Raw genomic sequence first — 12,648 nt, 5'->3', positions numbered from 1 at the left:
TTGAAATAAGGCTAACCCCTTAAAGTATCTAAAGATATTTTAAGGGGTTTTTGTTTATGCACTACGATGTGTTCAATGGTGATGCGGATGGCATTATCGCGCTTCTTCAGCTGCGTCTGGCTGAGCCCAAAACGTCAACTCTGATCACCGGCGTGAAACGCGACATTAAACTGCTCGATTCCCTTAATTGCCAGGCGAGTGATTCCGTCACTGTACTGGATATCTCGATGGAGAAAAATAAGGCGAGTTTAGAAGCGATGCTTGCTGCCGGTGCTCAGGTATTCTATGCCGACCACCACAAGTCCGGCGATATTCCGCAGCACATAAACCTCGATGCTCACATTAACTTAGATGCCAATACCTGTACCGCTTTGATTGTGGATGAGTTGCTGCAAGGTCGTTTTCACTTATGGGCGATTACCGCTGCATACGGTGATAACTTGATTGCAAAAGCGGATGAGTTGGCTGGCAGAGCTGGCCTCACCGATGAACAGAAAGATCAGTTGAAAGAGCTGGGGACATTAATTAACTACAATGGCTATGGGGCTGAGCTGGCGGATCTGCATTTTGACCCTGCTCAGTTGTTTAAGCACCTTTTGGCTTATGATGATCCTTTTGCCGTTATTGCTGATCAACGCTCTCCTTATCACACTCTCAAATCAGCGTATCAAAGTGATATGGATAAGGCGCTCGCAATTCAAGCTTCTCATCAAAGTGATGTTCTGGGCGTATTTGAGCTGCCTAACCAGGCTTCTTCACGACGTATCAGTGGTGTTTACGGCAACTGGCTGGCGAATCAAACCCCAGATCGTGCGCATGCTGTACTTTCCGAGAATGCGGATGGGAGCTATACCGTCTCATTGCGTGCGCCGCTGAATAATAAGCAAGGAGCGGGAGATGTATGTGCTCAGTTTACGACGGGTGGCGGTCGTGCAGCAGCGGCGGGAATCAACGCCTTAGCTAAAGAGCAGATTGACGCGTTTATTCAAGCAGTTGAGGCCTACTACGCCTAGTCTTGCGAGAGCAAATGGCGGTTATCTTGTCAGCCAACCCTTAGGGTTTTGAGTTTTGCTGTTGCGGCGGATTTCAAAGTAAAGTGACGCTTGTGGCTGACCACCTGTGTCACCGGCCAATGCGATGGTTTCGCCAGCGGAAACTTTATCACCTTCTTTCTTTAGCAAGCTTTGGTTAAAGCCATACAAGGTCATGTCGCCTTTTCCGTGGTCGAGTAGAATCACCAGACCATATCCTCTGAGGTAGTCTGAAAATACGACAGTACCAGAGTAGACGGCTTTCACTGACTGACCGTAATTGGCGTCGATCACCATTCCTTTCCAGTTTATCTGACCCGTTTGGCGCGAGCCGTAGTTGTGGAGAATCTTGCCTTTAAGCGGCCACGGGAGTCGACCTTTACGCTTTGCTAAACCGTCCATAGGAACCGCATTGAGTTTGGCTGCTTTCGCGGCTTTAGCCGCTTTGGCAATTTCAGCTTTTAAGCGTGTTTCATTGCGCTGCAGCTCTGACAGGTAAACTTTATCACTGGTGATGTTCTTTTTGATGTTACTGACGGTGCCTTTTCGTTTGGACTGTTCTTTCGTTAGTTGCTTGCGCTTTTGATTCTGCTGCGTGATCAGTTTAGTGATTTGCTGCTTCTCTAGCTTGAGCTGCGTTTCACTTTCCGCGAGCTGATTGACGGTTGTTTCCAACTCTTCAATCGTGAGTGCTCGTTGTTTGGCTAAGTGCTGGAAATATTGGCTGATTCTGTCCTCTTCGACGCCTTGGTTAAGAATGCTGGCAGAAGACTTGGCACGCTGGGTGACATAATAGGTTTGTAACAGCTCAGCAAGTTTTTCGCTTTGCTGCTGTCTTTGCGCTTTTAGTGAAGCAATTTTTTTCTCTAACGAAGCAATACTGGCGTTGGTTTTACTCAACGACGATTTGGCTTCTTTGATCTCTTTTTCAAGACGCACGATACCCAGTTCCTGCTTCTTGAGAGACTGTTGTAGGGAGTCGAGTTTTTTCTGTTGTGAAGTTAACGCTTGTCTTTGACGTGAGATTTCACTACTGACGCCTTTTAATTCTGAAGGCGATGAAGACCAACTAGGGAAAGCCAGTGTCGAGGCAACAATCAATACGAATGCAGAGAGCTTTGGAAAAGCTGTTAGTCGTCCTTGTCGTCGTGTTGCCATGTGAAAAGTCTGTCCTAAGTCTTTGAGAGAAAGTCAGTATACCCAAACACATTCCTTTGAAGAAAGAGTAATGTCAAAACTTGTTGGTGGAGAAATAAAAAAGCCCGAGCGCGAGCCCGGGCTTTCGAGATTTGAAGTTTGGCGACTTACTTAACTAGCACTTCACCAGACATTTCTGCAGGGATTTCTAGGCCGGCTAGAGAAAGCATGGTTGGAGCAAGGTCAGACAGTTTACCGCCTTCTTTGAACTCAACCGCTTTGTCACCAACGTAGATTAGCGGTACTGGTAGGTTAGTGTGAGCAGTGTGGATGCCACCCGTTTCTGGGTCGATCATCATTTCTGCGTTACCGTGGTCTGCAGTGATCAGTAGCTGACCGCCCACTTCTTTGATGGCTTCCGCCACTTTACCAACGCTTTCGTCCAGTGCTTCGATCGCTTTTTCGGCTGCTTCATAAACACCTGTGTGGCCAACCATATCTGCGTTCGGGTAGTTACAGATTATAGTGTCGTACTTACCAGACTTGATAGCCGCAACCATCTTCTCAGTTAGTTTTGGAGAGCTCATTTCTGGCTGCATATCGTAAGTTGCTACTTTTGGAGAAGCAACAAGTTGACGCTCTTCGCCTTCGAATTCGTTCTCAATACCACCGTTGAAGAAGAAGGTTACGTGCGCGTATTTCTCTGTTTCAGAGATACGTAGCTGAGTTTGACCTTGCTTAGATAGCCACTCACCGTAAGTGTTTTCTAGAGACGCAGGTGGGAATGCGATTGCTAGAGGGATGTCAGCCGCGTATTGAGTCAGCATCACGAAGTTGATTGCTGGGAATACAGCGCGCTCGAAGCCGTCAAATGCAGGAACGAATGCCCGAGTGATTTGACGTGCACGGTCAGCACGGTAGTTCATGAAGATAACCGCATCGCCATCTTGCATGATTGCGTCTTCTTGACCTTCTGCTTTGATAGCTGTTGCTTTAACGAATTCGTCGTTTTCTTCACGAGCGTAAGCCGCTTCTAGACCTGCAACTGCCGTTTCTGCTGTGAATTCAGCTTTAGCTTGAGTTAGAAGATCGTAAGCAACTTGAACGCGATCCCAGTTGTTGTCACGGTCCATTGCGTAGTAACGACCAACTAGAGAAGCAACACGACCTTTACCTAGTTTCGCAAATAGGTCTTGGAAACGTTGTAGTGAGTTTTCAGCACTACGTGGTGGAGTGTCACGGCCGTCTAGGAAACAGTGTAGGTAGATTTTCTCAGCGCCACGAGCTGCTGCCATTTCAACCGCTGCGTAGATGTGATCTTCGTGAGAGTGAACACCACCAGGAGACATAAGACCCATGATGTGTACAGCTTTCTCAGCTTTTACTGCAGAGTCAATGGCTTCTACTAATGCAGGCGTGTCTGCAAATTCACCATCGGCGATAGATTTAGTGATACGAGTCAGGTCTTGATAGACCACACGGCCAGCGCCGATGTTGGTATGACCGACTTCAGAGTTACCCATCTGACCGTCAGGAAGACCAACGTCTAGGCCAGAAGCTGAGATCAGTGTGTTTGGGTTATTGGCAAGCAGACCGTCGATAACTGGCGTTTTTGCGTTCGCGATTGCGTTGCTTGCAGTATCTTCACGGTGGCCGTAGCCGTCAAGAATGACTAGAGCCAAAGGCTTCTTAGCTGACATAGTGATGTCCTCGTCAAATTTCAAAGTAACTTAGAAAACAAATTAGCGTAATTTTACTACACTTTTTAACCAAAACTGTAGGATAAGATCAAATATTGTTAGTGAAATATCGTTGTTATCTTTCACCTTATTCCTAGCGTGGTGCTCGATTCTGGCCTGTTTTCCTGTCTTGTTAATATTATTTTCACTCATTAAGAGCAAACATAAAGTGGATTATAACTATCGTTCTAATAGCCGCTAGCTGACTAATAACCCCGTGCCAACAACGGCTAGAATGGCGCCAAACCAGGCGAATCGATTTGGGCGCTTCTTGGTGTAAATCCAAAGTATCGGCAACAGCATGATAGGGGTAGTAGAAGAAAGTAGGGCAACCATGCCGACGTTTCCTTCTTGCAATGCGTAAAGGATAAGTGTCATGCCCACAGCCATCGCGAGGAAGCCGTTAACCGCCGTGATGGCAAACAGACGCAGATTCATTGGTAGCGTTGCTTTCGCGAGTTTCGCGCCACTAAGGAAAAAGACACAGTGAGCTGCAAAGGCCGTCATCATCCGCATAGCGGAAGCCGCGACAGGATCAATAGCCGTCTGCATCACCGGTTTTGCTATAATGCCGCCGAGTGCTTGGCACAGCGCAGCAATTAACCCCAGGCCAATCCCCAACCAGATATTGCCTTTTATGGATTCTAAGTGATTATTGCTTTGCCCTTTGCGACCAAAAAAGATAGCGGTTAGTACGCCGGAAAACACCAGAGCGGAGCCGATAAGTTCGGTACTCGTCATGGTTTCGCTAAACAGGAAGTAGCCGAGTATGGCGGAAAATACTGCATGACAGGAAAATAGCAAGCCAGCTTGGCGCGGGCCCATGCGGTTCAAACAGGCGAACAGTGCGGTGTCACCGATAAAAATACCAATCAGCCCCGACAGCGCCATGGCTGAGATGGCACTGGTTTCAACGGTCGCCCAGCCTCCGGTGAGAGCAGCCATTGAGGCGAGAATGACGGAAGTACTGCCCATTCTCCAGCGGCTGTACGCAAAGGTCCCAAGGTGTTGAGCGGGGCCAACAGAAAGCAGGCTGGCAACCGCCCAGAGAAAAGCGGCAGCCAGTGCCAGCCATTCGAATCCCATATGTTGTTCGTCCTGTGAACAAAGAAATCAATAGGCTGACAATATGCATTAAATGGTTTTAGAAACAAAGCCTAAACTTTAAAACGCTCCACTTCAGTTCGGACAGTATTGGCAGAGTTAAACATGTTGGTCGCACTTTCGCTGCTGCGCATAGCCTGTTCTGAGAGAATATCTGACGCGTCCTTAATCCCCTGAGTATTGCGGCTGATGTCTTCACTAACGGCACGTTGCTCTTCTGCGGCGCTGGCAATTTGCAGTGCCATGTCATTGATTTCTGTAATCGCAGAAGTGATGGTATTGAGACTTTCATACGCTTGCTGAGCGTAATCAACACTGGTACCGGCTAAGGCGGTGCTGCTCTCCATACTGTTGACGGCCAGTTTGGTATTGTTTTGCAACGTCTCAATCATGTTGCGAATTTCTTCGGTCGAACCATGTGTGCGTTGGCTCAATACTCTGACTTCGTCCGCTACGACGGCAAAACCACGGCCTTGCTCACCGGCTCGCGCAGCTTCGATTGCAGCGTTGAGTGCCAACAAATTGGTCTGTTCGGCGATTTCTCGAATGGTGGAGAGGATTTGATTGATGCTCTGTGTATTACTCTCCAGCTCAGAAATAATGCCGGATGCCGCTGAAACCTGATCGGCCAGCTCTACAATAGCCTGGCGGTTTTTCTCAATAACTTGTTGACCATCTTCACAAGCAGAAGCGGAGCCTTGAGAGGCGTTAGCAGTCAGTTCCGCATGGCTGGCGACTTCGGCTGCGGTAGCTGACATCTCATGGATGGCGGTGGCGATCTGATTGACGTCGTTTTGCTGTGTTTCCACTTGCTGTGACGATTGTTGTGACAGTTGATTGGCCTGTTCAGCCTGAACGGCTAGTTCTTGGCTGTGATGAATAATGCCACTGAGCATGGATTGCATCTGACTCAGGAATTGGTTGACGTGCTGAGCCAATTCGCCAATCTCGTCCATACGACGAACTTCGATTCTCTGAGTTAAGTCACCTTCACCCTGAGCCAATTGTGACAGGGCTGCTGAGAGCGTTTGCAATGGCTTGAGCAACCGAGTGATAACGTAGGTGCTGATGGATGCGATCAGAATGTAAAGGAAGATTGAAGCAATCGCAGTGAACTGGATTTGCTCGGTCACTGACGCAAACGCCATATCCTTGTCCACGACGATGCCGAGTGACCAATCAGTATGAGGAACATTGGCAACAAATATCAGTTTATCGCCCTGTTCAGGCCAGCTGACGGTGGAAATAGAAGAGGTGTTGACCAACTGCTGGACTTTATCCGCTGACAGTAGTGGGTTGAGTTCGGTCAACGGTTGCTGGCTCAGCTTTTCATCTTGATAAGCAACGATGTTGTTATTGCCATCGACCAAGAATGAGAAGCCATCGTTGTCCAAACTCACATTAAGGACTTCTTCGATGATACTTGTGACGGTTAAATCAGCGGCCAGAACACCATTCTTGCTTCCACTGAAGGCTTTAGCAAAGCTGACAACGATGCTGCCATCAAAGTCCTGATAGGGTTCGGTGACAATCAATCCATTGGTTGCCATAGCATCTTTATACCAAGGGCGGGTGCGGGGGTCGTAATTGACTGGCCAGTCTTCAGTTTTGTCACCATAAGCGATAGAACCGTCCTCAAAGCCAGCATAAACCGATAGGAACCCACCGGCCCGCTTAGTGATCAGCATCTCTCTATCGGCATTGTCCGAGTTGAGAATGCTCGTTTCATTCGCCAGCATCATGTCGCTGCGAATGGAGAGCCAGTCGCTGATATAGCGAGAAGTCGCGTGACTGACGTTTGTCATTTCACTATTCAGTGCAGAAGTAGTTTCTTGTTTTAATTGACTGACGGATATCCAAGCTTGGACACCGGAGACAATCGCAATAATGATCGCGATAGCGATCTGGATCTTTAGCTTGATTGTGTTTCTCATTGCCTTTCCTTAATACTGAGACAACCTATCGAAAATCAGAGTGTGTTGGTATGAATTAGTGATTACACCCTGTTAGTGCGAAAATTCACGTAGGAACTGCTGAAATAGCTATGAATGTTGGTTTAACAGGCTGATGTTATAGAAGTTATTAAAATATAGATTTGATCTATATGGATATTCAGAGAGTGGAATATCAATGAAGTGGTACCTTTTTACCGAATTGTGACTTCTTGCCCATTAATTGAGCAAGAAGTCCGAGGTCACTCTTAAGTCAGCAATAAGGCGGCAATATAGACGATGATTAAACCAATAACACCAATGATCACGCCCGTTTTAGCCATGTCTTTACTCTCAATAAGCCCCGTCGAATAAGCTAGAGAGTTTGGTGGGGTAGAGACAGGTAGAATCATACCGAGTGAGGCTGAGAAGGCGACAACGACCAGCAATCCTTGCAATCCCCCCATAGAAGAGAGGCTTTCCATTGAAGCGCCAATAGCGGCTGCAATCGGCATCAAAAGGTTAGCTGTCGCGGTGTTGGACATAAAGTTGGCCATTAACCAGCACACAATCGACATGGTAATTACTACAGCTACAGGTGAGAGGGCTTCATAATCGATCGCGTGTGCGAGCGCGGCTGCCAATCCGGTTTTGTCCAAACCAATACCGATCGCGATACCCCCTGCAACCAGCCACAACACATCCCAGTTGATCTGTTTCAGTTCGGCTTTGCCCATTATGCCCGTTAAGGTGAAGACCGCGAGTGGAATTATCGAGACCACATAGGTGTTCATCCCGTGCACTTTTGTCGTCATCCATAACAAGATGGTGGCGGCGAATGTGACGTACACTACCATGGCGCGCCAGTTGCGCTGAAATTGTCCGTCAAGTTTGAGCGTCATGGTTTTCTGAGAAGAAGGGAAGAGTTTTTGTAGCAAAAACCAAGCGATCGTCAGCTGAACAATGACAAAGGGGAGCCCCATCATCATCCAGCTTAGAAAGTCGATACTGTTTTCACCGGTTAGATATTGCAGGGCAATCGCGTTGGGTGGCGTACCGATAGGGGTTGCGATGCCCCCAGTATTGGCAGCAATTGGTATACATAAAACGAGTGCTTTGATGCCGATGTCACCTTTGGGAGCTGAAGCGACGATCGGGCCAAGTAGCGCCAGCATCATTACAGTAGTAGCGGTGTTGGACATGAACATGGAAAACACGGCAGTGATCAGCATCAATCCAAGCATGATGAATTTAGGCTGGTGGCCAAAAGGTCGCAGCAAGACTCGTGCGAGGTTGTTGTCCAGCTCATATTTTGATGCGGCGATGGCTAAGGCAAACCCACCCATAAACAGGATGATAATAGGTGAGGAAAACGCACTGAAGATATCGGTGTATTTCATGAGTTCGCCGAGATCGTGCCCCGCTGGTGGTGTACGGAACAAGTGCAGACCTTTATCGGAAATCATGATCAGCTCAAGTGCAATGATCAGAATCGAGGTGGCAAAGACAGGAACAGGTTCAAGCACCCATAGTAGGGCAGCAAGCAGAAATATTGCCAGCAGGCGATGTTGTATTAGGGTTAGATCTGCTATGGGTATGGCATCAATCGGCATCATCAATACCGCGACGGGTAAGCCAAAGCAAATCAGTAATTTGATCACTATCGTTTGATCAATTTTAGGCATAAGGGTTTAACCTCAAAGCGAAACTCTTCGGCTAAGAATAAAGAATAACCAAATTAAGGTCTTAGATTGAGATGGAAGTTTTTGAATGCAATAAAGAAATGTTGCGTAAGGTTTGTTTCTGGTCAAAAAAAGCCCCGAAAAATCGGGGCTGTTGAGGTTATTCTTGCTCTTGCTCTTGCTCTTGCTCTTGCTCTTGCTCTTGCTCTTGCTCTGGAGCGGTAAGGTGAGCGTATGGCGTCCCCATCACAGTTGCGTGGCCGTTAGCCATAGAGTCATCAAACTTGATTGCATCTTTAGCAAATAGATTGATCACCGTTGAGCCAAGCTTAAATCGACCCATCTCTTCACCTTTTTTGAGGATGACCGCTTTGTCGCCTTTGCTTGGGTAATCCCATTTGTAGACAGTATTGCCACGCGGTGGAGTAATGGTACCTGCCCAGATTTGTTCTATGCTACCGACTATGGTCGCGCCGACTAACACTTGAGCCATTGGGCCAAATTCGGTGTCGAAAATACACACTACGCGCTCATTACGCGCGAACAGATTTGGTACATTTTCTGCGGTCAAAGGATTTACCGAGAACAGGTCACCCGGCACATAGATCATCTGACGAAGTGTACCGTCACAAGGCATGTGCACTCGGTGGTAATCACGTGGTGAAAGGTAAAGTGTTGCAAATTCGCCATCGGCAAATTCAGCCGCAAGGTCAGCGTCACCACCCAATAATTCTTGAGCCGTAAAATCATGGCCTTTTGCCTGAATGAGTTTGCCATCCTGAATAGGGCCAAACTGGCTGACACAAGCATCTGCTGGATGAGTAATGATGCTTTCCCCTTCAGTGATTGGGCGCGCACCGTCTTTCAGCTCACGGACAAAAAACTCATTGAAGGTTTTGAAATGTTTAGGATCAGAGTGCTTGGCCTCGTCCATATTGACGTTGTACTGCTTGATGAACCAGCGAATAACGGCAGTGGTTAGGCTACCCGCTTTTGCGGATGCCAATTTACCGACCAAACGGGTCAAACCGTGTTGAGGGATCCAGTACTGCAGTCCAACTTTAATCTTATCCATTGTCATAAATTCCAATGCTAACTGTATGTTTGCTTACTTTTGGGCGCGAGATACTACTTAAATTTGTCGGTAAAGTCAGTATCAAGCGCTGATGATTTGTGCAAGAAGCCGTTACAGATCGGCTTTTTTGTTGCGTGAGTACTGACGGTTGGCTTTGACTTCGGCCATGCTTTCAAGGATGCGATGGTAGTTTTCAAAGCGAACTTCACTGATTTCACCATTTTCTACTGCTTCACGTAATACGCATCCTGGGTCATCGTTGTGTTTACAATCCCGGAACTTACAGCTGCCAAGGTAGCTGCGGAACTCAACGAATGCTTTGGTGACTTCTTCAGCTTCCAAATGCCACAAACCAAACTCACGTACTCCAGGAGAGTCGATTAGGTCGCCGCCCGTGGGGATGTGATAAAGTCGGGAAGCGGTGGTAGTGTGCTGACCTAAACCAGAGTTTTCAGAGACTTCGCCTTCTTCAACGTTAAACTCAGGCATCAATGCATTCACCAAGCTCGATTTACCGACGCCAGACTGACCCACAAAAATGTTAGTTCGATCTTTGAGTTCGGCTTCCAGTGCTGCAATGCCTTCTCCAGTCTGTTTACTGACTAGCAGCACTTTGTAACCGATACGCTCGTACTCACTCAGCCATTCCTGATATAGGTTGCGTTGCTCTTCTTCAAGTAAGTCAATTTTGTTTAGCACCAGAAGAGGGGCAATATTGAGTGTTTCAGAGGCGACTAAGTAGCGGTCAATGATGTTGAGTGACAATTCTGGCAGTACAGAAGATACGATGACCATTTGATCGACGTTTGCTGCCACTGGTTTCAGACCATCATAGTAGTCAGGGCGGGTCAGCACCGAGCTGCGTGGTTCTACGGCTTCAACAACACCGTTTATGCCTTCCATTGATTCCAGACCAGCACGCCAGATCACCTTATCACCAGAGACCAAGGTCTCGATACCACGGCGCAAATTGCAACGGTGGATTTCACCGCTTTCTGCATCTTCAATGTCGGCATGTTGACCAAAACGAGTAATCACCAGACCTTTTTGAGTCGCACCCAGCATGGATTCTTCCCATTGAACGGAATCCTCTTTTGCCAGTTTACGTTTCTGGTTACTTCTAACTCGTCTCACTTGACCTTTGGTTAGCTTTTTCTTCTTTGCCACAATTGTCTACTTAACTTTAATCATCTTGATGGATCCTAGGATAGCTACCCTGAGGATCAGAATTTGGGTATAGTACCTCTTTTAGCATAAAACCAATAGGCAACGATTTATGTCCTTTAGCGATCAAAATTTAATTTGGATTGATCTCGAGATGACAGGTTTAGACCCAGAAACCCATAAAGTCATCGAAATCGCCACTATCGTCACGGATAGTGAGTTGAATATTTTAGCTGAAGGACCGGTACTTGCCATCCACCAACCAGAAGAAGAGCTGGCTAAAATGGATGAGTGGTGTACGACTACTCATACGGGCAGCGGCTTAGTGGATCGCGTTCGCGCCAGTAAAGTAACGGAACAGGACGCAGTTCGTCAGACAATTGAGTTCCTGGAACAGTGGTTACCAAAGGGTGTGTCGCCAATATGCGGTAACAGTGTGGGTCAAGATCGTCGCTTTCTATACAAACATATGCCTGAACTGGAAACGTACTTCCATTACCGCTATATCGACGTCAGTACACTTAAAGAGCTGACCCGTCGTTGGAAACCAGAAGTATTAGACGGCTTTTCTAAGACAGGTAGTCACTTGGCGTTGGATGATATCCGTGAGTCAATTGCTGAGCTAAAGTACTATCGCCAAACAATTTTTAACATCTAAAAAACAGGGCTTTCTATTAAGAGTAATGATGGAAAAGCCTCGCTTAGATGGAAAAAACTTCTATTCTGTGTGCTTTTTCATCAAACAGAAAAAAAACACCTTTTTTTTTTGCAGGAAGGACTTGCATCACAAAAAAATGCTCTTATAATTCGCAGCCCTAAACGACGGAAACGTTGTTAAAGCGACACTAGCTCAGTTGGTAGAGCGCAACCTTGCCAAGGTTGAGGTCACGAGTTCGAACCTCGTGTGTCGCTCCAAATTTATAGCTGTCATCGTGCTTAACGGTGAGACAATACGGACGCGGGGTGGAGCAGCTTGGTAGCTCGTCGGGCTCATAACCCGAAGGTCGTCGGTTCAAATCCGGCCCCCGCAACCAAATGCGACACTAGCTCAGTTGGTAGAGCGCAACCTTGCCAAGGTTGAGGTCACGAGTTCGAACCTCGTGTGTCGCTCCAAATTTAAAGCTGTCATCGTGCTTAACGGTGAACAATATGGACGCGGGGTGGAGCAGCTTGGTAGCTCGTCGGGCTCATAACCCGAAGGTCGTCGGTTCAAATCCGGCCCCCGCAACCAAATTTTAAGGTGTTGTGATTCGCTAGCTCGTCGGGCTCAGCCATTCATAAAACCTAGCGAAGGTTATCGATTCAATTCTAGCCTCCGCAACCAATTCTCCTTACGAGAATATGCGACACTAGCTCAGTTGGTAGAGCGCAACCTTGCCAAGGTTGAGGTCACGAGTTCGAACCTCGTGTGTCGCTCCAAATTTAAAGCTGTCATCGTGCTTAACGGTGAAACAATACGGACGCGGGGTGGAGCAGCTTGGTAGCTCGTCGGGCTCATAACCCGAAGGTCGTCGGTTCAAATCCGGCCCCCGCAACCAATTCTCCTTACGAGAATATGCGACACTAGCTCAGTTGGTAGAGCGCAACCTTGCCAAGGTTGAGGTCACGAGTTCGAACCTCGTGTGTCGCTCCAAATTTATAGCTGTCATCGTGCTTAACGGTGAGACAATACGGACGCGGGGTGGAGCAGCTTGGTAGCTCGTCGGGCTCATAACCCGAAGGTCGTCGGTTCAAATCCGGCCCCCGCAACCAATTCTCCTTATGAGAATATGCGACACTAGCTCA

The 12,648-nt window shown here is 47.6% G+C and carries 9 protein-coding genes and 8 tRNA genes; 10 read left to right on the top strand and 7 right to left on the bottom strand.

Annotation, left to right across the window (positions count from 1 at the left end):
• Positions 1–56: 56 nt before the first annotated feature.
• Positions 57–1,013 (top strand): DHHA1 domain-containing protein, encoded by a 957-nt coding sequence (locus VIC_RS00330; RefSeq protein WP_006957106.1) that lies wholly within the window; start codon positions 57–59, stop codon positions 1,011–1,013.
• Between the two features lie 21 nt (positions 1,014–1,034).
• Here the strand turns inward: VIC_RS00330 and VIC_RS00325 are convergent, their stop codons facing one another.
• The 7 genes from VIC_RS00325 to rsgA form a co-directional block, all read right to left on the bottom strand.
• Positions 1,035–2,189 carry a murein hydrolase activator EnvC family protein gene (locus VIC_RS00325; protein WP_006957105.1) on the bottom strand — a complete coding sequence of 385 codons (1,155 nt, stop codon included), beginning with the start codon at positions 2,187–2,189 and terminating at the stop codon, positions 1,035–1,037.
• 146 nt (positions 2,190–2,335) lie between these two features.
• Positions 2,336–3,868, bottom strand: a complete 1,533-nt coding sequence (gpmM, locus tag VIC_RS00320; protein WP_006957104.1) for a 2,3-bisphosphoglycerate-independent phosphoglycerate mutase — start codon at positions 3,866–3,868, stop codon at positions 2,336–2,338.
• Between the two features lie 237 nt (positions 3,869–4,105).
• Positions 4,106–4,993 carry a DMT family transporter gene (locus tag VIC_RS00315; protein ID WP_006957103.1) on the bottom strand — a complete coding sequence of 296 codons (888 nt, stop codon included), beginning with the start codon at positions 4,991–4,993 and terminating at the stop codon, positions 4,106–4,108.
• Between the two features lie 71 nt (positions 4,994–5,064).
• A complete protein-coding gene (locus VIC_RS00310) occupies positions 5,065–6,945 on the bottom strand; it encodes a methyl-accepting chemotaxis protein (RefSeq protein ID WP_006957102.1) in 1,881 nt (626 codons plus the stop codon).
• A gap of 266 nt (positions 6,946–7,211) precedes the next feature.
• The gene (locus VIC_RS00305; RefSeq protein WP_006957101.1) at positions 7,212–8,627 is read right to left on the bottom strand and encodes an SLC13 family permease; all 1,416 of its coding nucleotides are present in this window, start codon (positions 8,625–8,627) and stop codon (positions 7,212–7,214) included.
• A gap of 157 nt (positions 8,628–8,784) precedes the next feature.
• Positions 8,785–9,699, bottom strand: coding sequence for an archaetidylserine decarboxylase (asd, locus tag VIC_RS00300; RefSeq protein WP_006957100.1), 915 nt, complete (start codon positions 9,697–9,699; stop codon positions 8,785–8,787).
• A gap of 111 nt (positions 9,700–9,810) precedes the next feature.
• Positions 9,811–10,866: a small ribosomal subunit biogenesis GTPase RsgA gene (gene rsgA / locus VIC_RS00295; RefSeq protein ID WP_006957099.1), complete on the bottom strand. Its 1,056-nt coding sequence runs from the start codon at positions 10,864–10,866 to the stop codon at positions 9,811–9,813.
• A 109-nt stretch (positions 10,867–10,975) separates the two neighbouring features.
• Between rsgA and orn the strand changes: the two genes are divergently transcribed.
• From orn to VIC_RS00250, 9 genes are all read left to right on the top strand, one after another.
• Positions 10,976–11,521, top strand: coding sequence for an oligoribonuclease (orn, locus tag VIC_RS00290; RefSeq protein ID WP_039951071.1), 546 nt, complete (start codon positions 10,976–10,978; stop codon positions 11,519–11,521).
• Positions 11,522–11,702: 181 nt separating this feature from the next.
• Positions 11,703–11,778: transfer RNA gene (locus tag VIC_RS00285), tRNA-Gly, on the top strand.
• A 42-nt stretch (positions 11,779–11,820) separates the two neighbouring features.
• Positions 11,821–11,897, top strand: a tRNA-Met gene (locus VIC_RS00280).
• Between the two features lie 3 nt (positions 11,898–11,900).
• Positions 11,901–11,976: transfer RNA gene (locus VIC_RS00275), tRNA-Gly, on the top strand.
• A 41-nt stretch (positions 11,977–12,017) separates the two neighbouring features.
• A tRNA-Met gene (locus VIC_RS00270) sits at positions 12,018–12,094 on the top strand.
• Between the two features lie 112 nt (positions 12,095–12,206).
• Positions 12,207–12,282: transfer RNA gene (locus VIC_RS00265), tRNA-Gly, on the top strand.
• 42 nt (positions 12,283–12,324) lie between these two features.
• Positions 12,325–12,401, top strand: a tRNA-Met gene (locus VIC_RS00260).
• A 19-nt stretch (positions 12,402–12,420) separates the two neighbouring features.
• Positions 12,421–12,496, top strand: a tRNA-Gly gene (locus tag VIC_RS00255).
• A 42-nt stretch (positions 12,497–12,538) separates the two neighbouring features.
• Positions 12,539–12,615, top strand: a tRNA-Met gene (locus tag VIC_RS00250).
• The last annotated feature ends 33 nt before the right edge of the window (positions 12,616–12,648 follow it).

The organism is Vibrio coralliilyticus ATCC BAA-450 (genome assembly GCF_000176135.1).
Lineage (GTDB): Bacteria > Pseudomonadota > Gammaproteobacteria > Enterobacterales > Vibrionaceae > Vibrio > Vibrio coralliilyticus.
The sequence above is the reverse complement of the archived record's forward strand: the minus strand, read 5'-3'. Positions and strand labels throughout refer to the sequence as shown.